Below are 22,323 nucleotides of genomic sequence, written 5' to 3'. Positions count from 1 at the left end.
GACAACCCTCACGCCTCGGTCGAGCGCACCAGCTCGACGCCGGCCGCCGCGAGCTCGACCCGGGCCGCCTCGCCGAGCTCGGCCGACACCGGCACCGTGAGGTCCGTCAGGACCCGGGTCGCGAGCCCCAGCGCGTGCGCGTCGAGCGCGGTCGCCCGGACGCAGTGCGACTCCGCGATCCCGACGACGTCGGCCGACGCGACGCCCGCCTCCTGGAGGATCTGCGCGAGGGAGCGGCCCGCGCCGTCGACCCCCTCGAAGCCCGAGTACGCCGCCTGGTACTCGCCCTTCCTGACGCTCGCATCGGGAGCGAGGTCCGCGAGGGCCGGGTGCAGCTCGGCGTTCGGCGTGCCCGCGAGGCCGTGCGGCGGCCACGTGTCGACGAAGTCGGGAACCTCGGGGGCCGTCGCGAAGTGGTGGCCCGGGTCGACGTGCCAGTCCTGGGTCGTCACCACGAGGTCGTAGCCCGCGCGGTGCTCGGCGGCGAAGACCGCGATGGCCTCGGCGACCGCGTCGCCGCCCTCGACCGCGAGCTCACCACCCTCGCAGAACGTGGGCTGGACGTCGACGACGATCAGGGCGCGGCCCGTGGCCGGGGTGTCGGTGCTGGTCATGGCACCACTCTGCCACCGCCTGGTGGGGCGGGGAACGCTCGTGGTTCGTAGGCTGGGTCGAGATCCGCCGGCGGACCTCGTCGGACGGTCCGAGCGAAGGAGCCCGACGATGAGCACCACAGGCGCGACCGACCGCCCGAGCCCGACCGAGCAGGCGACCGAGCCTGCGCCGGCGCCGTCCGCGGGACCCGCGCCGGGGGAGCGGCCCGTCGGGTACTGGCTCAAGCTCGTCGACCGGCTGATCGACCAGAGCTTCGACGACGTCTTCCTGCGCACCGGCCTCACCCGCCGCCACTGGCAGGTCCTCAACATGATCCGCGACGGCGTCTCGGACGCCACGACGGTCGACAGCGTCCTGTCGCCGTTCGCGACGCCCGGCGGTACCGGGGTGGCCACGGGCCAGGCGGCCGGGGTCACCGCCGAGATCTCCGACCTGCGGACCCGAGGCTGGGTCGCTCAGGGAGGATCGGGTTGGGAGGTGACGGTCGCGGGCCAGCACGCCTACCACGACCTGCTCGACGCCGTCTCGATCTCGCGCGAGCGGCTCGCCGAGGGCATCACGCGCGAGCAGTACGACCAGACGATCGCGACCCTCGAGCAGATGGCCCGCAACCTCGGGTGGGCACCGGGGACCTGAGCCTAAGGACGGCGGGCGCGGGCGCGCGCCTGTGGATCACGCCGCCGAGGGGACCCGGACCGCGTACCCTGACGGCGCGAGCCGCACCGGTCAGGGGAACGGTCCTGCCCGACGGCGCCGCGCACGCCCGCCGTCCACGGTCGCCGCCCGCGCCCGCCGCTCACGAGACACCGCCGCCCGACGAGACACCGAGGACCGACCATGCTTCACGACGAGGCCCTTCGCGCCGTCCAGGACCCGGCAGCCCCGGCGAGCGTGCTCGCCCAGGTCGCGGCCGAGCACCCCGACCTGCGCCCGCGCGTCGCCGCGCACCCCGGCGCCTACCCCGACCTGCTCTCCTGGCTCGCGGCCTGGGGCGACCCGGCCGTCGACGCCGCGCTCGCGGCCCGTGCGCAGGAGGGGGCCGACGCGCCCCGGTTCGCCTCGCCCTACGCACCCCGCCCCGCCGCGACGGCGTACCCGACCGCACCACGTCCCGCTGCGACGTACCCGACGGCGACCCACCCCGCCGCGACGTACCCGGGCGGGGCGCCCTACGCCGTCGGGCCGCAGGTCGCCGCAGCCCACGGGCCGCAGCCCTCGGCCCAGCGGCGGGCCCGCGTCACCCTGCTCGCCGTGCTCGCAGGCCTGGTCCTGGTGCTCCTCGTGGCGCTCGTCGTGTTCCTGGCCACGACCGGCGGAACCCCGTCCGCCGCGCCCGCGGCCCCGGCAGAGCCAGGCCGGAGCGCCTCGCCCGGCACCTCGCCGGCGCCCGATGACCAGGGCTCGGCGTCGGACGCGCCCGCGAACGCGACGCCCGACCACGGCCTCCTCGCCGGGGCCGGCGACCCGGCTGCCCCCGTGACGATCGAGGTCTACGTCGACTACATGTGTCCCATCTGCGGCCAGTTCGAGGAGATCAACGGCCCGGGTCTCACTGCCCTGCGGGAGGGAGGGAGCGCCCGCGTGGTCGTCCATCCCGTCGCGATCCTCGACCGCTACTCGCAGGGCTCGCGGTACTCGACGCGCGCGGCCGCATCGGCCGCCTTGGTCGCCGACCGGGCCCCTGACGCGTTCCAGGACTTCCACGCCGGTCTCCTCGCGGGACAGCCGGAGGAGGGGACGGCAGGACTGAGCGACGGGCAGATCGCGGACGTCGCCCGTGCGGCGGGAGTGCCCGAGGATGTCGTCGCCGAGATCGCCGACGGCAGCGCGTCCCAGTTCGCGAGCTGGGTCGCCGCGGCCACCGGCACCGCGACGGGCGACCCGGCCCTCGCGGGCCCGCGAGGCTTCGGCACGCCGACCATCGTGATCGACGGCGAGCGCTGGGAAGGGGACTGGACCGACCCGCAGGCGCTCACGCAAGCGGTCGAGGGCGAGTCCGTCTGAGCCCGTCGTCCGACCCCGCGGACCGGCCGACGCCCCGGCGCGGGGCAGGCGTACCCTGCCATGCATGCCACGCGAGATGGAGTTCCGCCGGATCCCCGGCCTGCCCCCCTACGTCTTCACGATCATCGACTCGCTCAAGCTCGAGGCACGCCGCGCCGGGCGCGACGTGATCGACCTGGGCTTCGGCAACCCCGACCTGCCGAGCCCGCAGATCGCGGTCGACAAGCTCGCGGAGGCGGTCCACAACACGCGCAACCACCGCTACTCGGCGTCGCGCGGCATCCCCAAGCTGCGCCAGGCGGCGGCGGACATGTACCAGCGCAGGTTCGGCGTGACGCTCGACCCCGACACCGAGATCATCTCGACCATCGGCGCCAAGGAGGGGTTCAGCCACCTCATGTGGGTGCTGCTGCAGCCGGGCGACGCCGCGATCGTGCCGACTCCCAGCTACCCCATCCACATCTGGGGCCCGTACTTCGCGGGGGCCGACGCCCGGCAGGTCGCGATCGGTGACGGCACGGACGCGGCCGGGTACATCGACCGCGTGATGGAGTCGTGGGAGTACGGGTGGCCCAAGGCGCGGGTCGTCGTGCTGTCCTTCCCGCACAACCCGACCACGACGATCGCGACCAAGGAGGACCTGCAGCGCCTGGTCGACTGGGCCCGCGAGCGCGACGTGGTCCTGGTGCACGACCTCGCATACGCCGACATGACGTTCGACGGCTGGCGTCCGCCCTCGATCATGGAGTGCGACGGGGCCAAGGAGGTCGCGGTCGAGCTCTACTCGATGACCAAGTCGTACTCGATGGCGGGCTGGCGCGTGGCGTTCCTCGTGGGCCGCCCGGACGTCGTGGGCGCGCTCGCCAAGCTCAAGTCGTACCTGGACTACGGCACGTTCCAGCCCATCCAGATCGCGGCGACCGTCACCCTCAACGAGGCCCTCGACTTCCCCACGGAGGTCTCGGCGGTCTACGAGTCGCGCCGCAACACGCTGTGCGACGGCCTGGACCGCATCGGGTGGGACATCCACCGGCCGAAGGGCACCATGTTCGCGTGGGCGCGCATCCCCGAGCCGTACCGCGAGATGGGGTCGATCGAGTTCGCGACGCACGTGATCGAGGAGTGCGACGTCGCGGTCTCGCCCGGCGTCGGGTTCGGCCCGGGCGGCGACGGGTTCGTGCGGTTCGCGCTCATCGAGAACGAGCAGCGCACGGCGCAGGCGATCCGGAACCTCAAGAAGGGCCTGACGCGGTTGCAGTAGCGGCCGGTCCGACGGCGGAGCGCACCCGGGTGCGCTCCGTCGTCGGGCGAGGGGCGAGGGCGCCGCGTGCTGCGGCGCACGATCGCTGCGACGATGAGCGAACCCCGTCCCGGAGGTGAGGCGCCCGTGAGGCAGAGACCGTCCGTCGTGCTGCTCGTGGCAGTGCTCGGCCTCGCGGCCGCGTGCTCGGGCGGCCCCGCCCCCGGGCCGAGCGTGGTGACGACGGCCCCGCCGGTCCCGACGCCCACCTCCTCGCCCGCTCCCGGCGGGGGGACGACGGTGGTCCCGACGGTCGGCACGACGGCGATCGCACTGGTCGACGACCTCGCGTCCCCCTGGGGTCTGGCGGCCCTCCCGGACGGGCGGCTGGTCGTGACGTCGCGCGACGAGGGGACCGTGAGCCTCCTGGACCTGGCGGCGGGCACGGTCGCCGTGGTCTCGGGTCCTGGCGCCGAGGCGCTCACGTCCGGGACCGACCACGGAGGCGAGGGGGGACTGCTGGGCGTCGCGGTCTCGCCGACCTTCTCGGCCGACGGCACGGTCGTGGTCTACCGGACCGGCGCGGACGGCAACGAGGTGCTGCGCGGGACCCTCGACCCGGGTGCGGCCGTGCTCGGCGAGCTGACGACCGTCGTGGACGGCATCCCGAAGGCGGGCAACCACAACGGCGGGCAGGTCGCGTTCGGGCCCGACGGGTTCCTGTACGTCGCGACGGGAGACGCGGCCGAGCCGGGGGCCGCGCAGGACCCGGGCTCGCTCGCGGGCAAGATCTTGCGGCTCACGCTCGACGGCGAGGCAGCGCCGGGCAACCCGGACGGCTCGCGCGTGTGGAGCCTGGGCCACCGCAACGTGCAGGGCCTGGGCTGGGACGCGACGGGGCGGATGTTCGCGAGCGAGTTCGGGCAGAGCACGCTCGACGAGGTCAACGTGATCGTCCCGGGCGGCAACTACGGCTGGCCGGACCGCGAGGGGACGCTCGGCGGGACGGCGGCCGCGGACGGCACAGTGTTCGTCGACCCGGTCGCGACCTGGCCCACGACGGAGGCGAGCCCGAGCGGTCTCGCGGTCCTGCCCGACGGCGTGTACGTCGCGGGGCTGCGCGGCGAGCGCCTGTGGCGCCTCCCGTTCGCGTGGGGCGAGGACCAGACACCCGACGGCGCGGCCGCGCCCTCGGCGTTCGGCGCACCGCAGGCCCTGCTCGCGGGGGAGTGGGGGCGGCTGCGGGCCGTGGTCCCGTTCCCCGCCACGGGACCGGGCCGGCCGTGGTCGCTGCTCGTGCTGACGAACGAGACGGACGGGCGCGGGAGCCCGTCCGCGGGCGACGACCACCTGCTGCGGGTCGACCTGACGACCGGCTGAGCGGACGCGTCGCCCTCGGTGGTCCGGGGCGTCGCCCTCGGCATGGTCCTGGGACGGCGGCGCGGCAGCCGGGCCGGGCCAACTACGATGAGGACCATGCCTGACGCAGCCTCGGAGACCTTCTATCTCACGACCCCGATCTACTACGTGAACGACGCCCCGCACATCGGGCACGCGTACACGACGGTCGCGGCCGACGTCGTCACCCGCTGGCACCGCCAGCGCCAGGAGCCCGTGTGGTTCCTGACGGGGACGGACGAGCACGGGCAGAAGGTCATGCGCACGGCCGAGGCCAACGGCGTGACCCCCCAGGAGTGGGCGGACCGCCTGGTCGAGAGCTCGTGGAAGCCGGTCCTGCACACGCTCGACGCGCTCAACGACGACTTCATCCGCACCACCCAGCCGCGCCACACCGAGCGTGTACAGGCGTTCATCCAGGACCTGTACAACAAGGGCGAGATCTACGCGGGCTCGTACGAGGGCCCGTACTGCGTGGGCTGCGAGGAGTACAAGCTCCCGGGCGACCTGGTCGACGGCACGGGCGAGCACGAGGGCCAGAAGCTCTGCCCCATCCACGGCAAGCCCGTGGAGATGCTCTCCGAGCAGAACTACTTCTTCAAGATGAGCGCGTACCAGGACCGCCTGCTCGCGCTCTACGAGGCGCACCCCGAGTTCGTCCAGCCGGCCAGCGCCCGCAACGAGGTGCTCGCGTTCGTCAAGGGCGGGCTCCAGGACCTGTCGATCTCGCGCAACACGTTCGACTGGGGCATCCCCATCCCGTGGGACACCACGCACGTGCTCTACGTGTGGTTCGACGCGCTGCTCAACTACGCGACCGCCGTCGGGCTGGACAGCGACGACCCCGAGCAGCAGGCCAAGTTCGCGGCCACGTGGCCCGCGAGCGTGCACCTCGTCGGCAAGGACATCCTGCGCTTCCACGCGGTGATCTGGCCCGCGATGCTCATGGCCGCAGGCCTGCCCCTGCCCAAGACCGTGTTCGCGCACGGCTGGCTCCTGGTCGGCGGCGAGAAGATGAGCAAGTCGAAGCTCACGGGCATCGCGCCGAGCCAGATCATCGACCACTTCGGGTCCGACGCCTTCCGCTACTACTTCATGCGCGCCATCGCGTTCGGCCAGGACGGGTCGTTCTCGTGGGAGGACCTCGCCGCCCGCTACAACGCGGAGCTCGCGAACGGGTTCGGCAACCTGGCCTCGCGCGTCGCGGCCATGGTCGGCAAGTACTACGGCGGCGTGCTGCCGCTCGCAGGCCCCGCGGGCCCGGCCGAGCAGGCGCTCGAGCAGGTCGCCGCCCAGGCGGTCGCAGCCGCCGAGAAGGCGATCGACGCGCTCGCGATCCACGAGGCCATCAACGCGGTGTGGACGCTGGTCGACGCCACGAACCTGTACCTCACGGAGCAGGAGCCGTGGAAGGTCGCCAAGGCCGACGAGGAGAAGCTGCCCGACGGCGGATCGGCGCAGGAGGGTCGTCTCGCCACGATCCTCGTCACGGCCGCCGAGGCCCTGCGCTCGCTCGCGGTCCTGCTGCACCCGATCACCCCGAAGGCCGCCCAGGCGCTCTGGGCCTCGCTCGGTGCCGAGGCGCCGCTCGGTGCGCTCGCGGTCCAGCCGGTCGACGGCGCCGCCCGCTTCGGTGCGTTCCCCGCGGGGACCACGGTCACCAAGGGCGCGTCGCTGTTCCCGCGGCTCGAGGACCCGGTCGTCGAAGGCGCCTGACCGTGGCCCGCAAGCGCGAGCGCGGGTGGCCGCCCGCCCCCGAGGCGTTGCCGCTGCCCGTGGTCGACGACCACACGCACCTCGAGTCGATCGCGGGCGTCCTGCCCGACGTCGACGAGGAGGGGCGAGCGGTCCCCGTCCCCACGGTCGCGCAGCATCTCGAGGACGCGGCCCGGGTCGGCGTGGACCGCATGGTCCAGGTCGGCTGCGACCTGCCCTCGGCCCGCCTCACGGACACCCTGGTGCGTGAGCACCGGGCGCTGGTCGGGGCGATCGCGATCCACCCGAACGAGGCGACCCTGCACGCAGGCGTCACGGAGGTGGGGCCCGACGGGCTGACGCCGACGCCCGAGGCACGTCACGCCGTCGGGCTCGACGACGCGATCGCGGAGATCGCCGCGATCGCTCGCGGCAACGACCGGATCCGCGCCATCGGCGAGACGGGCATGGACCTGTTCCGCACGGGTGCTCAGGGCGCGGCGGTCCAGCGCGGGTCGTTCCGCGCGCACGTCGCGCTCGCCAAGGAGCTCGGGCTCCCGCTCCAGATCCACGACCGGGACGCGCACGCCGAGGTCATCGAGGTCCTGCTCGCCGACGGTGCGCCCGAGCGGACGGTCTTCCACTGCTTCTCGGGCGACGCCGAGATGGCGCGGCTGTGCGCCGCGCAGGGCTGGTACCTGTCGTTCGCCGGTCCGGTGACCTTCGGGGCCAACGACGAGCTGCGGGCGGCCCTGGCGGCGGTCCCGCTCGGACAGGTCCTCGTCGAGACCGACGCGCCCTACCTCACGCCGCACCCGTACCGCGGGCGGCCCAACGCGCCCTACCTCCTGCCGCACACCGTGCGCACCGTCGCCGCTGTCACGGGGTCGCCCCTCGTCGAGGTCTGCGAACGGCTGAGCGCGACCGCCGAGCAGGTCTACGGACCCTGGTGACCCGGGCCTGACCGACGCGACGGGGCGTCGTCGGCGACGACGCGCCGGACGGGCTTCCCCCGGGGGTCGCGTATCCATTACGGTCTGCATGTCCGTGATGCCCGGTGCATCGCGGGCCGGGATGCGAGAAGAACGGATGGTTCACGTGGTCGGTCGCGCGAGCGCCCTCAGGGACTCCCTGACGGGCAGGCGGCGCCTGGTCGCGCAGGCGGCAGTCCTCGCAACCGTGGTCGGTGCGACCGGGGTCTTCGCGCTCGCCCACAAGTCGGTGACGATCGACCTCGACGGCGAGGTCCGCACCGTGAGCGCCTACGGTTCCACGGTCGGCGAGCTGCTGGCGTTCCAGAAGATCGCGGTCAAGGACGGTGACCTCGTCGAGCCGGCGACCACGGTCGCGGCGAGCGACGGAGGCACGATCGTCGTCCGGACGAGCCGTGAGGTCTCCCTCGAGCTCGACGGGGAGCCACAGACCTTCGTCACGACCGCGAGCACCGTGGGGGAGCTCATCAGCGCCCTCGGCCCGCGAGCCGAAGGTGCCAAGACGTCGGCGTCACGCTCGCAGTCGATCGGGCGTGAGCAGATCCGCGTGTCGACGCTCAAGACGGTCCACGTCGCCGTCGACGGCGGGATCGTCTCGGCCACCACGGCCGAGGCGTCGGTCCAGGGGGTCCTGGACCACGCGGGGATCGTCCTGGCCGCGGGGGATGCGGTGTCGGTGCCCCTCGGTGCCGCGGCGGTCGACGGCATGCTCATCCTGGTCACCCGCGCAGCGCAGGGCGCGGCAACCGTCACGGAATCGCTGCCCTTCGCCACGGAGGAGGTCAAGGACCCCTATCTCCCGCAGGGGCAGCGCAACGTCCGGACCTCCGGCAAGGTCGGCGAGGCGATCACGACCTACGAGATCCAGACGGTCGGAGGGGCCGAGGTCTCGCGGACGGTGCTCGAGCGGACCGTCGTCCGTGAGCCGCGCACCGAGGTCGTCGTGGTCGGCACGCTCGACCCGTCGACGATCAAGGTCGACCCGGGTTCCTCCAAGGCGATCGCCAAGTCGCTCGCCGCCCAGCGCGGCTGGGGCGACGACCAGTTCGCGTGCCTCGACCTGCTCTGGACGAAGGAGAGCAAGTGGAACGCGACCGCGGAGAACCGGTCGAGCGGTGCCTACGGCATCCCGCAGGCTCTCCCGGGGTCCAAGATGGCCAGCGCAGGAGCCGACTGGCGGACCAACCCCGCGACCCAGATCACCTGGGGTCTGGGGTACATCGAGGGGCGGTACGGCACGCCCTGCGGAGCGTGGAGCCACTCGCAGGCCAAGGGGTGGTACTGACCGCTCGCGGAGGCGCCGACGTTCTCGGGAAACTGTGAAGGTTTCACCCACGAGCCGCGTATCACGCCCGTGACATAGGTGGAGGAAAGCGGACAGAACCATCCCGGGACGCGTGTCGCAGGGTTGGCACCGGATAACGGATCGGTTACGGTCAACTGTCGCGCGCTGCTGCCCGTCCTGTCGTCACCCGCTCATCGCCGGGTGCGGAACCCGCCCATCACCGGGGGCCCCAGGACCGGAGGGTGCGCGTCCTGCTGTGGTCCTGAGCACCGGGCCGTCGGCGGAAAACGACAGCCGGATCGGTCGTTTCGGACCCTGCGGTGGGACGCCCTCGGGCGACCCGCCCCGACGCTCCTCGGAGCGGCGGGACCGCCGGTGGCGCACCGCGCCGCCCGAACTCCGTGCCCGGGAGGCTCGACGACTGGACTCGAGTGAAGAACCCCCTAGACCGGACCGCACACGCGGCCAGCGCCACTGCCCCCGTTTCTTCGACTTCTGATGGTGTCGAGGCTGAGGCCTCCGCCACTCCTGCTTCGCGGCGTCGCCGTTGGCCCTTGATCGCCGGTGCGACTGCTGTCGCGCTCGTGGCGACGGGTGCGGTTGCCTATGGTTCCGCGAAGAAGACCGTCGAGCTCGATGTCGATGGTGAGATCACGACGGTGAGCACGTTCGCCGGCTCGGTCGAGGGTCTCCTCGCCGAGGAGGGTGTGCGTGTCACCGACAAGGACCTGATCGCTCCTGCGGGTGATGCGGCGCTGAAGAACGGTGCTGACGTCGTCGTGCGGTACGGGCGTCAGGTGACCGTGCAGACCGATGGTCAGCAGAGCGACGTGTGGGTCACGGCTCTGGACGCGGACGAGGCGCTCGACACGCTCTCTGGTCGTGGCGCGGACGTGCGCCTGGTCGCCTCCCGCTCCGGCGCCGACGGCCGTGCGGCGCTGCCGCTGCGCCTCGACGCGAACGGGCCCGTGACCGTCGTGGCCGACGGCCAGACCACGACGGCCCCTGACGGCAGCATCGGCGTCAACTCGATCCTCGACCAGCAGGGGGTCGTGCTCGGTGAGCAGGACCGCGTCTCGGTCGCCCGCGACGAGGCTGCGGACCCCGCGGTCTCCCTGGTCGTCCAGCGCGTCGCCGTGAGCGACGTCCCGACCGTCACGCCGATCCCCTTCGAGACGGTCACCGAGCAGGACGCGAACCGCTTCGCGGACCTGGACCCGGTCGTCAAGCAGGAGGGTGTCGAGGGCACCTCGACCAAGGTCGAGACCGTCACGACGGTCGACGGCGTCGAGGAGTCCCGCGCCCTGGTCTCCGACGGCGTGACGGCCGAGCCGGTCGCCAAGATCGTGGTGCAGGGCACCAAGGAGCGCCCGAAGCCCGCTCCGGCCCCCAAGACCGCGGCGGCAGCCCCCAAGGCGAGCGCCCCCGCCGCCCCCGCCCCCGCTCCTGCGGCGGCTCCGAGCACGGTCGGCGGCGACGTCTGGGCCGCTCTCGCGAAGTGCGAGTCGGGTGGAAACCCCGCGACGAACACCGGCAACGGGTACTACGGCCTGTACCAGTTCTCGGCCGGCACCTGGAAGTCCATGGGCGGCTCCGGTCTCCCGTCGGACGCGTCCGCCGAGGAGCAGACGATGCGCGCCCAGATGCTCCAGGCGCGCTCGGGCTGGGGCCAGTGGCCCGCTTGCTCCAAGAAGCTGGGCCTGCGCTGAGCAGCAGGACGGCCTGACGGGCCCTGAGCCCGTCGCGCACGAGGGTGCGGTCGGCAGCGAGAGCTGCGGGCCGCACCCTTCGTCGTCCCCGAGGTGCGGCGGGCCGGTCCCGCCCCGAGCGGGCGGGCGGGCGGGCGGTGTGCGAGGTCTGCGGTCAGGTTCCCGCTTCGTCCTGTGACGTGTCCCGCGTGCTACCCGATCGACTTGGTGATCCATAACGAATCGGTTACGGTCGAGTGTCTCGCGTGCAGAGCTCACCAGAGTGTGGCAGCCGCGGGGGGTGTCGACCGGGAAGAAGTCCCGGGACGCCCGGACCGCCGGATCGGCTGGTCGAGAACCCGGAGCGACGTCGTCGCCCTCGCGCCCCGCGCGGACCGGGGAGAGCCCGTCAGGAGCCCATCGACCCCCCGTGCCCGGACAGCACGACGACTGGACCCGAGTGAAGAACCCCTTCCGCGACACCGTGAGCGCCCGGCGCCCGGCGCATCGCTCCGCCCCCGTTTCTTCGACTTCTGATGGTGTCGAGGCTGAGGCCTCCGCCACTCCTGCTTCGCGGCGTCGCCGTTGGCCTTTGATCGCCGGTGCGACTGCTGTCGCGCTCGTGGCGACGGGTGCGGTTGCCTATGGTTCCGCGAAGAAGACCGTCGAGCTCGATGTCGATGGTGAGATCACGACGGTGAGCACGTTCGCCGGCTCGGTCGAGGGTCTCCTCGCCGAGGAGGGTGTGCGTGTCACTGACAAGGACCTGATCGCTCCTGCGGGTGATGCGGCGCTGAAGAACGGTGCTGACGTCGTCGTGCGGTACGGGCGTCAGGTGACCGTGCAGACCGATGGTCAGCAGAGCGACGTGTGGGTCACGGCTCTGGACGCGGACGAGGCGCTCGACACGCTCTCTGGTCGTGGCGCGGACGTGCGCCTCGTCGCCTCCCGCTCCACGGCAGACGGGCGCCCCGAGCTCGGCGTGAAGCTCGACGCGAACGGGCCCGTCAACGTGGTCGTCGACGGCCAGACGGTCGTCGCGCCGGACGGGTCCATCGGCATCGACGCCCTGCTCGAGCAGCAGGGCATCACGCTCGGTGAGCAGGACCGCGTCTCGGTCGCCCGCGACGAGGCTGCGGACCCCGCGGTCTCGGTCGTCGTCCACAGGGTCACCGTGACCGACGTCCCCACCGTGACCGCCCTCCCGTTCGAGACGACGGTCCAGGAGGACGCGAACGTCTACAAGGACGAGGCGCAGACCGTCGCCCAGGAGGGCGTCGAGGGCACGCACACCGTCGTCGAGCGGGTCACCGTGGTCGACGGGGTCGAGGAGTCCCGCGAGGTCGTCTCCGACGGAGTCACTGCCGAGCCGGTCGCCAAGATCGTGGTGCAGGGCACCAAGGAGCGCCCGAGCGGCCCGGCCGCCGCCGGGTCCGCTCGCGAGATCGGACGCCAGCTCGTCGCCGCCCGCGGCTGGGGCGGCGACCAGTTCCAGTGCCTCGACCGGCTCTGGACCAAGGAGAGCAACTGGAACTCCTCGGCGACGAACTCGTCGTCGGGCGCGTACGGGATCCCGCAGTCCCTGCCGGCCTCCAAGATGGCGAGCGCGGGAGCCGACTGGAAGACCAACCCGGCGACCCAGATCACCTGGGGCCTGAACTACATCGCGGGCAGCTACGGCACCCCGTGCGCCGCGTGGGGCCACTCCCAGGCGAAGAACTGGTACTGACCCACGGACGTCGTGACGCCCTCTCGGCGGAGGGTTCCGCACCAGGTCACCCGGTAGGCTTCCCTGCATGAACGCCACCCCCAACGCCCTGCTCGGTCCGGCACAGATCCGCGACCTGGCAGGGCGTCTGGGCGTGCGGCCCACCAAGACCCTCGGCCAGAACTTCGTGCACGACGGCGGGACCGTCCGCAAGATCGTCCGGACGGCCGGGATCGGGGCGGGGGACCGTGTGGTCGAGGTCGGTCCCGGGCTCGGTTCGCTGACCCTGGGGCTGCTCGAGGTCGGGGCGAGCGTGGTCGCGGTCGAGATCGACCCACCGCTCGCGCAGCAGCTCGCTGCGACCGTCGCCGTGCACCAGCCCGACGCCGCCGACCGGCTGACCGTCGTGGCCGCCGACGCGCTCGACGTGACCGAGCTCCCGGGCGAGGCGCCGACGGCGCTCGTCGCCAACCTGCCGTACAACGTCGCCGTCCCCGTCCTCCTGACGTTCCTCGAGCGGTTCGACTCGTTGCAGCGGGTCCTGGTCATGGTCCAGGCCGAGGTCGCGGACCGCCTCGCGGCGCCGCCCGGCAGCCGGACCTACGGCGTGCCGTCGGTCAAGGCCGCCTGGTACGCCTCGGCCTCGCGGGCCGGGACGGTGGGGCGCAGCGTGTTCTGGCCGGTGCCCAACGTCGACTCGGCGCTCGTCGCGCTCGACCGCCGCGAGCCACCGGCGACGACGGCCACGCGCGAGGAGGTCTTCGCGGTCGTGGACGCGGCCTTCGCCCAGCGCCGCAAGATGCTCCGCTCGGCCCTCGCCGGGATCGCGGGCTCGTCGGCGGCCGCGGTCGAGGCGCTCGAGCGCGCGGGCGTCGACCCGACCGCGCGCGGCGAGAGGCTCACGGTCGAGGAGTTCGCCCGCATCGCCGAGCAGCTCCCGCTCGTCCGGGCCGAGGCGGCCGCTTCCGCAGGCGAGCACCCGGACCGACCTGGCACAGTGGACGCGTGAGCTCCCACCTGTCCGCTGCTCCGCCGGTGGCCGTGCGGGTGCGGGCCCCGGGGAAGGTCAACCTGTCGCTCCGCGTCGGCGCGTGCCAGGACGACGGCTACCACCCGCTCGTCACCATCTTCCAGGCCGTCTCGCTGGCCGAGGAGGTCGAGGCCACCCTCGCGACGCCTGGCGCCGGCATCTCCTTGACCGTGTCGGGTGCCCAGGCCGACCGGGTCCCGGTCGACGAGAGCAACCTCGCGTGGCGCGCCGCGGAGTCGTTGGCCCGCTACACGGGGGTGGACCCCGACGTCCGTCTGCACCTCCACAAGGGGGTGCCCGTCGCGGGCGGCATGGCCGGCGGGTCGGCCGACGCCGCGGCGGCTCTCGTGGCGTGCGACCTGCTGTGGGAGACCGGTCTCTCGCGGGCCGAGCTGTCGGACCTGGCGGCGGGGCTCGGCTCGGACGTGCCGTTCGGGCTCGTCGGGCACACCGCCGTGGGTACCGGGAGGGGGCACCTGCTGACGCCCGCGATGTCTCGTGGCGAGTTCCACTGGGCGTTCGCGGTGCGCGACGAGGGCCTGTCGACCGCCCAGGTCTTCCGGACGTTCGACGAGGTCGTGGGCGGGAGCGCGGACGTCGAGCTGTCCGACGACACCGAGCTCATGCAGGCGCTGCGTGCCGGCGATCCCGTGGGCCTCGGCCGCGCGCTGCACAACGACCTCCAGGCCGCGACGCTCGCCCTGGCCCCCGAGCTGGGCCGGACCCTCGAGGTCGCGCGCGACGCCGGTGCGCTCGGTGCGATCGTCTCCGGCTCGGGCCCGACGATCGCGGCCCTCGCCCGCAGCAGGCAGCACGCGCTCGCGATCGCGGCCTCGTGGACCGCGGCGGGCGTCGCGGACTCGGTGCACTGCGCCACGGGCCCGGCGTCGGGGGCGCGCGTGCTGTCCTCCTGACCCCGGGTGCTGGTGGCGCTCGTGCCCGCGTGCGGGCCTCGCGCCGCGAACCACTGCGCTCCTCCTCCACGATCCTGTCGTTCGGCGCGCTGGATCGACGGGTACTTCCTAGTCTCGAGGCATGACGCTCTCCCGCCACGGCGTCCCGCCGGTCGTCGACGATCCGCTCAGCACCCCACGCGTCCTGGTGGTCGTCGGGACGCGCCCGAGGCCATCAAGATGCTCCCTGTCGTCCAGGCGCTGCGCGAGCACGAACGGATCGAGCAGGTCGTCGTCGCCACCGGGCAGCATCCGGGGCTCGTCGCCGACGTCCTGCGGCTGGCCGGTGTCGAGGTCGACGCGGACCTGGCGATCGGTCGCCCGGGCATCACGCTCAACGAGCTGTTCGCCGAGGTCCTCGAACGGCTCGAACGGTTCTGCGCGGAGCGCTTCGGTCCGCCCTCGTCGAGCGTCGTCGGACGCGACATCGACCGCTACCCGTTCGCGTGCCTGGTCCACGGGGACACGACGACCGCCGCGGCGGCCGCGCTCGCGGCGTTCCACCTGCGGATCCCCGTCGGGCACGTCGAAGCCGGTATGCGGACGTCGTCCACCCTCTCGCCGTTCCCCGAGGAGCTCAACCGACAGCTCATCGCCAGGATCGCGTCGTTCCACCTCGCGCCGACCGACGTGGCCAAGGGCAACCTGGTCGCGGAGGGGATCGACATCCAGCGGGTCTTCGTCACGGGCAACACCGCGATCGACGCCCTCCAGCTCGCGGCGGGCCTCTGCCCGCCCTACGGCGTGCCCCAGCTCGCGGACCTCGAGGACGACTCGACCACTCGCGTGGTCGTCGTCACGGCCCACCGGCGCGAGAGCTGGGGCGAGGGCCTCGAGCGCGTCGGCCTGGCGATCGCGCGGCTGGCCGGGGAGTATCCGGACGTGCGGTTCGTCCTCCCGCTCCATCCGAACCCTGCGGTCGCCGGGACCTTGCGGCCCCTTCTCGAGGACGTCCCGAACGTCGACCTCGTGGCGCCGATGGGCTACTCCGCGTTCGCCCGCCTGCTGGGCAGGGCAGACATCGCGATCACGGACTCGGGAGGTATCCAGGAGGAGGCACCGGCGCTGGGGACCGCCGTCCTCGTGACGCGCGAGAGCACCGAGCGGACCGAGGGGGTCGACGCAGGGACGCTCGAGCTCGTCGGGACGGACCCGGACCGCATCGTGGCCGCCGCGCGTCGCCTCCTCGACGACCGGGCCTACTTCCTGGAGGTGACGCACCGGACGAACCCCTACGGGGACGGTCACGCGGCCCGACGGATCGTCGAGGCGATGGACCACCTGCTCTTCGACGACCCGGCGCCCGTCCCGTACGGTGCGGGCTTCTCCCGTGGCGTCGTCCTCGACTGGGCGGGGTACGAGCGGGAGCCGACGGCCCAGGAGGCGTCGCGTCCGGGCCGTGGGCTCGTCGACCCGTCGCCGGGCTCGCCCATCCCGGACGTCGACACCCCGCTCCCCGAGGACGTGGTCAGGTGACCGACGACCTCCGTTGGTGGGACCCGTACGCGGGACTGCCGGCGGTCGTCCAGGTCGTGTTCTGGGTGCTCCTCGTCGTCACGGTGTCCTCGTTCGTGTGGGTCCTGGTCCTCGCGGTGACTGCCTGGGCCCAGGAGCGTGCGCTGGCCAGGCGTGCGAGGGTGGCCGGTCGGCGGCAGGACGCCGGAGAGTCTGACTTCCTGTGGGTCTTCGTCGTGCCGGCGCTCGACGAGGAGGTCACGATCCGGGACAGCGTGACCCGGCTCGCGGCGGTCACCGCGACGCACCGGGTGATCGTGGTCGTGGACGACGGCTCGACCGACCGGACCGCGGAGATCCTCTCCGACCTCGCGATCGAGGACCTGCGCGTGCTGCGCCGGGTGCCGCCGAACGCGCGCCGGGGCAAGTCCGCGGTGCTCGACGACGCGTGGTCGTACCTCCACCGCGACCTGCTCGCTCCGGGCCGCCCGTTCGACGGCTGGGACTCCTCGAGGGTCGTCGTCGGGATCGTGGATGCGGACGGTCGTCTTGCCGCCACGGCCCCGGCGGTCCTGGCCGGGCACTTCGCCGACGAACGGGTGGGCGGGGTCCAGGTGCTGGTGCGCATCTACAACCGGCGGTCGGTGCTCACCTGGGCCCAGGACGTCGAGTTCGGAGTCTTCGGGCTCGTGTACCAGCTCGCGAGGGGGCGCTGGGGGACCGCGAACATGGGCGGGAACGGCCAGTTCAACCGTCTCTCGGCCCTCGACGACGTCGTGACCGACGACGGGATGCCGCCCGGTGTGGTGCGCGGTCCGTGGCGGGACCGCCTGACGGAGGACCAGGACCTGGGGGTGCGTCTGGTCCACGCGGGATGGCGCGGCGAGCAGACGGTCGAGACGCAGATCGAGCAGCAGGGGGTGTCGGGGCTCCATCGCCTGGTCCGACAGCGGACCCGCTGGGCACAGGGCGGCTGGCAGGCGCTCGACCTGCTCGGTTCGGCGCTGACCGCCCCGGTGTCGGTCTGGGCGCGGCTGGATCAGCTCTACTACCTCTTGACGCCGGTCCTGCAGACAGCGATGGGCTTCGGGCTCCTCCTGTCCCTGCTCCTGCTGGGGGTCGAGCACGTGCCGTTCTACTCGCTCTTCTGGCCGGTCGTCGTGTTCTTCCTCGGGCTCTCGTTCGGGCCGGGGTTCGTCGGGCTCGCGAGGCGGGGGAACGGCGTGGTCGGCCTCCTGGTGGCGGTCGTGGCGGTCGTGCCCTACGTGCTGTACTCGTGGATCCTGTTCCCGGTGGTCCTGCGTGCGCTGTTCCGTCAGGTCGCGGGCCGCACGGGCTGGGCCAAGACGGCGCGCGAGCCCCTGGCGACCGTCGAGGACGACGGTCCGTCCGCCCGCTGACCTCGGCCCGGCGCGTATCCTCGCTGGAGCACCGTGCGTCGGCGGAGCCGCGTGAGCGCGGCGGGCCGACGCCCCCGAGCAACTCGAAGGACTTCATGGCACACCTCCTCGGCGCCGACGACATCCGCCTCGTCGTCGGCACCCGCACCCTCCTCGACGGCGTCAGCCTGGGCCTCGACGACGGCGACCGCGTGGGCGTCGTCGGCCCCAACGGTGCGGGCAAGTCCACGCTGCTGCGCCTTCTCGCGGGGACCGCGACGCCCGACGCCGGACGCGTCACCCGGGTGGGCGGGCTGCGGATCGGGATGCTCGACCAGCGCGACGAGTCGCCCGAGGGCACGTCGATCCGCGACCTGGTCCACGGCGAGTCGGCCGAGCACACGTGGGCCGGCGACGCGGGCATCCGTGCGGTCCACGCGGGGCTCCTCGCCGACCTGGACCTGGACGCACCGGCGTCGACCCTGTCGGGTGGCCAGCGCCGCCGGGTGGCGCTCGCGGCCCTGCTGGTCGCGGAGCACGACGTGCTGTTCCTCGACGAGCCCACCAACCACCTCGACGTCGAGGGCGTCGCGTGGCTCGCCGAGCACCTCCAGGCGCGCTACGACCGTCCGGGGGCCAGGGGGGCGCTCGTCGTCGTGACGCACGACCGCTGGTTCCTCGACGCGGTCTGCACGCGCATGTGGGAGGTCACGGGCGACGGCTCGGGCGCGGTCGAGGGGTACGAGGGCGGGTACGCCGCGTACGTCCTGGCCCGTGCGGAGCGGGCGCGCACCGCGGCCGTCACGGCCGAGAAGCGCAACAACCTGCTCCGCAAGGAGCTCGCGTGGCTGCGCCGCGGAGCCCCGGCGCGGACGTCCAAGCCCAAGTTCCGCCTCGACGCCGCGGCCGCGCTCATCGCCGACGAGCCGGACCCCCGTGACACGCTCGAGCTCACGCGCATGGCCACGCGCCGTCTGGGCAAAGACGTGCTGGACCTCGAGGGCGTCACGGTGCGCATGCCGGCGCGCGACGGGGATCCTGATTCCGCGGAAAAGGTCCTGTTCGACGACGTCACCTGGCGCCTCGGTCCGGGCGACCGTTACGGCGTGGTCGGGGTCAACGGTGCGGGCAAGACGACGCTCCTGCGCCTGCTGGCCGGCCGGCTCGCCCCCACGCAGGGCACGGTCAAGCGGGGCAAGACGATCCACGTCGCCGAGCTGACGCAGGACGTCGAGGAGCTCGACCAGATCGGCGGCCTGCGCGTCGTGGAGGTCATCGAGCAGGAGAAGCGCACGGTCGCGGTCGACGGCAAGGAGCTCACGGCGGCCCAGCTCGTCGAGCGCCTCGGGTTCACCCGCGAGCGCTCGCAGACGCTCGTCCGCGACCTGTCGGGTGGCGAGCGTCGCCGGCTCCAGCTCCTGCGCCTGCTGGTCGGCGAGCCCAACGTGCTGCTGCTCGACGAGCCCACCAACGACCTCGACACCGACACGCTCGCGGCCATCGAGGACCTGCTCGACGGATGGCCCGGCACGCTCGTCGTGGTCTCGCACGACCGCTATCTGCTCGAGCGGGTCTGCGACCGAGAGGTCGCGCTGCTCGGGGACGGGACCATCCGCGACCTGCCGGGCGGGGTCGAGGAGTACCTCGCGCTGCGCAAGGCCGCGATGGCGGCGGCCGTCGCCGGGACGCGTGCCGGCGCGACGGGCTCCGGGGCCGGTGCGGCGTCGTCGGGCACGGGGAGCACCGGTGCCGCGGGTGACGCGACCGCTCAGGCGGCCCCGTCCGGGGCGGACGTGCGGGCCGCGAAGAAGGAGATCGGGCGCATCGAGCGGCGCCTGTCGAAGATCGCCGAGCTCGAGGCGCGCCTGCACGACAAGATGGCCGCCCAGGCGACGGACCACGCCGCGGTCACCGACCTCGACAAGCAGCTCCGCGAGCTCGCTGCCGAGAAGGACACGCTCGAGGCCGAGTGGATGGAAGCGGCCGAGCTGCTCGACTGACGGACCGCACGGGCAGGGCTCGCACGAGCCCTGCCCGTGCGGTCGCGCGATCAGGCCTCGAACTGCCCGATGACCGTGCGGAGCAGGTTCGCGAGGTGGAGCCGGTCAGCGGGGTCGAGCGCTGCGAGGACCTCGCGCTCGACGGCCAGGAGGTCGCTCATGGCGGCGTCGACGCGTTCCAGGCCCTCGGGGGTGAGCTCGACGAGCACTCCTCGCCGGTCGTCGGGCGAGCGGTGCCGCTGCACCAGGCCGCGGGCCTCGAGGCGGTCGATCCGGTTCGTCATGGTGCCGCTCGTGACGAGCGTCTGCGTGATGAGCGCTCCGGGGGACAGGCGGTACGGCTCGCCCGCGCGGCGCAGCGCCGACAGGACGTCGAACTCCCACGTCTCCAGGTGCCCGCGCGCGAACGCGCTGCGGCGCGCGAGGTCCAGGTGCCGGGCCAGCCGGCTGACGCGCGAGAACACGGTGAGCGGCTCGACGTCCAGGTCCGGACGCTCGCGCTGCCAGGCGTCGACGATGCGGTCGACCTCGTCCGGGTGCGGGTGCTGCATGACGTGAGGCTACTCGATGTTCCTCGACATCAAGAGTCTTGACGGCCGAGGCGTGCCCTCCGTGGCCCGGAGAACCCGCCGTCAGCTCGCGCGCAGGGCGTCCTTGAGCCTGACCCGACCGCCCGTGCGGAGCACCGCGTTCGAGTAGATCTTGCCCGCGAGCCACACCAGGACCGGCACGAGCGCGAGCGAGAGCCCGACGGCGAGGAGGATCTCCCACGTCTCGACCGTGCCCAGCGCGATGCGGATCGGCATGAGCAGCGGCGAGCAGAACGGGATGTACGACAGCCACACGACCAGCGGGTTCTCGGGGTCCCACGGGCCGATCGAGATCCCGATGATGTACGGGATCATCATGAGCATCAGGACCGGTGTGATGACCGAGCCCACGTCCTCCTGGCGCGAGACCAGGGCGGCGAGCGCGGCCAGCGCGAGCGAGTACATGACGAACCCGATCACGAACCACACGAGCACCCAGGCCGCGGTCGCCCCGAGGTTCACGCTGCTCGCGTCGACCAGCCCCAGGGCGAACGCCGTCCCGACACCGCCCCCGACCACGACCACGAGCTGGATCAGACCGATCGCGCCGATGCCCAGGACCTTGCCCGCCATGAGCTGCCAGGGCCGGATCGTCGCGAGCAGCAGCTCGACCACACGGCTCGTCTTCTCCTCCACGACGCCCTGAGCCACGAGCTGCCCGCACGTCATGAGCGCGATGAAGATGAGGATGCCGCCCACCATGCCCGTGACGATCTGGGCGGGGTCGCGCACCTCGGTGGGTTCGAGCGTCTCGACCGTGGGTGCGGCAGAGGCGATCTCCTGCGCGACGGCGGACGGGTCGCCGCCCAGGTCGCTGATCGCCCCCGCCAGGGCCGCCTGCTGCGCGAGGCCCGTGAAGACGGGCGTCAAGGTGGTGCCCAGCTCCTCCTTCACGACGACCGTGAACGACTCGGGGGTACCGGTGACCAGGGCGTCGAGGTCGCCGTCGGCGAGCTGCGTCCGTCCCTCGGGCTCCGAGACCTCGCTGACCTGGATCTCGGTCCCGACGGCCTCGCCCGCTGCCGTGAGCTGGGACCCCAGGGCCTCGACCTCCGACGTGACGCCGACCTTCTGGACGGCGGGGCCCTGGTCGCCCACGAGGCTCAGCAGGAACCCGCCGAGCACCACGCCCACGAGCAGCGCCACGGTGGTCCAGACGAACGCCTTCGACCGGATGCGGGTCGAGATCTCACGGCCTGCCACGAGGGACACCGCGCCCCACGTGCTCACGGGGGAGTGGGGCGTCGTCGGCTGTCGCAGGGTGCTCATGCCGAGACCTCCTGTCGGGTGGCGGCGGCGTCGTCGCTGCTGACGACGTGCCGGAAGAGCTCGGTCAGGGAGGGGCGCTGCGGCGTGAACTCGCGCACCGGCCCCGTGGCCAGGGCCGCGCGCAGGACAGCCTGCTCGGCCCCGTCCTGGGGCGAGTCGACCTCGAGGAAGGTCCTGGCGCCGTCGTACCGCACGACGTGGACGCCCGGGATCTCGGACGCCCAGCCGGGCGGCGCCGCCGAGGCGTCGACGACCCACTGCGGGCGCTGCGTCGCGCGCAGCTCCTCGATCCCGCCGACCTCGACCATCTCGCCCGCCTTGACGATCCCCACGCGGTCGCACAGCCGCTCGACCAGGTCGAGCTGGTGCGACGAGAAGACGACGGGTACGCCCGCGGCGGCGCGGTCGCGCAGCACGCCGCTCATGACGTCGACCGCGACGGGGTCCAGCCCGGAGAACGGCTCGTCGAGCACCAGGATGTCCGGGTCGTGCACGAGCGCGGCGGCGAGCTGCACGCGCTGCTGGTTGCCGAGCGAGAGCTTCTGGACCTCGTCGCCCCGGCGGGAGTCGATCCCGAGGACCTGCGTCCAGTGCTCCATCGCCGTGCGCGCCGCGGCGGGGCTCAGCCCGTGCAGGCGGGCCAGGTAGACGAGCTGGTCACCGACCTTCATCCGCGGGTAGAGCCCGCGCTCCTCGGGCATGTAGCCGATCCGACGACGCATGGCCAGGTCGAGCGGCCGTCCGTCCCACCGCACCTCGCCCGAGTCGGGGGCGAGCACCCCGAGCGCGATGCGCATCGTGGTCGTCTTGCCGGCCCCGTTCGAGCCGACGAAGCCGAAGATCTCGCCCGCACCGACCGTGAAGGACATGTCGCGCAGCGCGCGCACCGTCCCGTACGTCTTGTTCAGCCTGTCGATCTCGAGAGTCGCCATGTGACAACGAAACCATGGGCGGGGCGCGCCGTCACGGGCGGAATGTCACGGGTTCGGGAGGCGGTACGGCTCCGCACGAGCCCCAGGGTG

The 22,323-nt window shown here is 73.0% G+C and carries 18 protein-coding genes; 14 read left to right on the top strand and 4 right to left on the bottom strand.

Annotated elements, in window-relative coordinates:
* Positions 1-8: 8 nt before the first annotated feature.
* Positions 9-614: an isochorismatase family protein gene (locus tag JOD48_RS16140; protein WP_204809786.1), complete on the bottom strand. Its 606-nt coding sequence runs from the start codon at positions 612-614 to the stop codon at positions 9-11.
* A gap of 109 nt (positions 615-723) precedes the next feature.
* Here JOD48_RS16140 and JOD48_RS16135 point away from each other — a divergent pair, with 109 nt between their 5' ends.
* The 14 genes from JOD48_RS16135 to JOD48_RS16070 all read left to right on the top strand — a co-directional run bounded on the left by JOD48_RS16135 (position 724) and on the right by JOD48_RS16070 (position 19,442).
* Entirely contained in the window at positions 724-1,251 is a 528-nt protein-coding gene (locus JOD48_RS16135; protein ID WP_191791042.1) for a winged helix DNA-binding protein, read from the top strand.
* 201 nt (positions 1,252-1,452) lie between these two features.
* Positions 1,453-2,619, top strand: a complete 1,167-nt coding sequence (locus tag JOD48_RS16130; RefSeq protein WP_204809785.1) for a variant leucine-rich repeat-containing protein — start codon at positions 1,453-1,455, stop codon at positions 2,617-2,619.
* A gap of 64 nt (positions 2,620-2,683) precedes the next feature.
* Positions 2,684-3,880 (top strand): aminotransferase class I/II-fold pyridoxal phosphate-dependent enzyme, encoded by a 1,197-nt coding sequence (locus JOD48_RS16125; protein ID WP_204809784.1) that lies wholly within the window; start codon positions 2,684-2,686, stop codon positions 3,878-3,880.
* Positions 3,881-4,006: 126 nt separating this feature from the next.
* Positions 4,007-5,239, top strand: a complete 1,233-nt coding sequence (locus JOD48_RS16120; RefSeq protein WP_307824197.1) for a PQQ-dependent sugar dehydrogenase — start codon at positions 4,007-4,009, stop codon at positions 5,237-5,239.
* Between the two features lie 96 nt (positions 5,240-5,335).
* A complete protein-coding gene (metG, locus tag JOD48_RS16115) occupies positions 5,336-6,973 on the top strand; it encodes a methionine--tRNA ligase (RefSeq protein ID WP_204809782.1) in 1,638 nt (545 codons plus the stop codon).
* A 2-nt stretch (positions 6,974-6,975) separates the two neighbouring features.
* Positions 6,976-7,905, top strand: coding sequence for a TatD family hydrolase (locus JOD48_RS16110; RefSeq protein ID WP_204809781.1), 930 nt, complete (start codon positions 6,976-6,978; stop codon positions 7,903-7,905).
* Positions 7,906-8,041: 136 nt separating this feature from the next.
* The gene (locus JOD48_RS16105) at positions 8,042-9,229 is read left to right on the top strand and encodes a resuscitation-promoting factor (RefSeq protein WP_225227129.1); all 1,188 of its coding nucleotides are present in this window, start codon (positions 8,042-8,044) and stop codon (positions 9,227-9,229) included.
* A gap of 401 nt (positions 9,230-9,630) precedes the next feature.
* Complete coding sequence (locus JOD48_RS19950) at positions 9,631-10,938, top strand: resuscitation-promoting factor (protein WP_372440804.1); 1,308 nt, start codon at positions 9,631-9,633, stop codon at positions 10,936-10,938.
* Between the two features lie 409 nt (positions 10,939-11,347).
* Entirely contained in the window at positions 11,348-12,646 is a 1,299-nt protein-coding gene (locus JOD48_RS16095) for a resuscitation-promoting factor (RefSeq protein ID WP_372440763.1), read from the top strand.
* 67 nt (positions 12,647-12,713) lie between these two features.
* Positions 12,714-13,634, top strand: coding sequence for a 16S rRNA (adenine(1518)-N(6)/adenine(1519)-N(6))-dimethyltransferase RsmA (gene rsmA / locus JOD48_RS16090; RefSeq protein WP_191791036.1), 921 nt, complete (start codon positions 12,714-12,716; stop codon positions 13,632-13,634).
* A complete protein-coding gene (locus JOD48_RS16085; RefSeq protein ID WP_191791035.1) occupies positions 13,631-14,569 on the top strand; it encodes a 4-(cytidine 5'-diphospho)-2-C-methyl-D-erythritol kinase in 939 nt (312 codons plus the stop codon). Before rsmA ends, JOD48_RS16085 begins: the two co-directional genes overlap by 4 nt.
* Before the next feature lie 213 nt (positions 14,570-14,782).
* Entirely contained in the window at positions 14,783-16,084 is a 1,302-nt protein-coding gene (gene wecB / locus JOD48_RS16080) for a non-hydrolyzing UDP-N-acetylglucosamine 2-epimerase (RefSeq protein ID WP_372440803.1), read from the top strand.
* Positions 16,081-17,463, top strand: coding sequence for a glycosyltransferase family 2 protein (locus JOD48_RS16075; RefSeq protein WP_191791033.1), 1,383 nt, complete (start codon positions 16,081-16,083; stop codon positions 17,461-17,463). Before wecB ends, JOD48_RS16075 begins: the two co-directional genes overlap by 4 nt.
* A 95-nt stretch (positions 17,464-17,558) precedes the next feature.
* Positions 17,559-19,442, top strand: a complete 1,884-nt coding sequence (locus JOD48_RS16070; RefSeq protein WP_191791032.1) for an ABC-F family ATP-binding cassette domain-containing protein — start codon at positions 17,559-17,561, stop codon at positions 19,440-19,442.
* A gap of 50 nt (positions 19,443-19,492) precedes the next feature.
* Here JOD48_RS16070 and JOD48_RS16065 read toward each other — a convergent pair whose 3' ends face one another.
* The 3 genes from JOD48_RS16065 to JOD48_RS16055 form a co-directional block, all read right to left on the bottom strand.
* The gene (locus JOD48_RS16065; RefSeq protein WP_191791031.1) at positions 19,493-19,993 is read right to left on the bottom strand and encodes a MarR family winged helix-turn-helix transcriptional regulator; all 501 of its coding nucleotides are present in this window, start codon (positions 19,991-19,993) and stop codon (positions 19,493-19,495) included.
* 81 nt (positions 19,994-20,074) lie between these two features.
* Positions 20,075-21,301 carry an ABC transporter permease gene (locus tag JOD48_RS16060; RefSeq protein WP_191791030.1) on the bottom strand — a complete coding sequence of 409 codons (1,227 nt, stop codon included), beginning with the start codon at positions 21,299-21,301 and terminating at the stop codon, positions 20,075-20,077.
* The gene (locus JOD48_RS16055; RefSeq protein WP_204809779.1) at positions 21,298-22,233 is read right to left on the bottom strand and encodes an ABC transporter ATP-binding protein; all 936 of its coding nucleotides are present in this window, start codon (positions 22,231-22,233) and stop codon (positions 21,298-21,300) included. Before JOD48_RS16055 ends, JOD48_RS16060 begins: the two co-directional genes overlap by 4 nt.
* Between the last annotated feature and the right edge of the window lie 90 nt (positions 22,234-22,323).

Origin of the sequence: Oerskovia paurometabola, from assembly GCF_016907365.1 — a bacterium.
Lineage (GTDB): Bacteria > Actinomycetota > Actinomycetes > Actinomycetales > Cellulomonadaceae > Oerskovia > Oerskovia paurometabola.
Note: the sequence above shows the minus strand (reverse complement) of the source record. Positions and strands in the feature narration are given on the sequence as shown.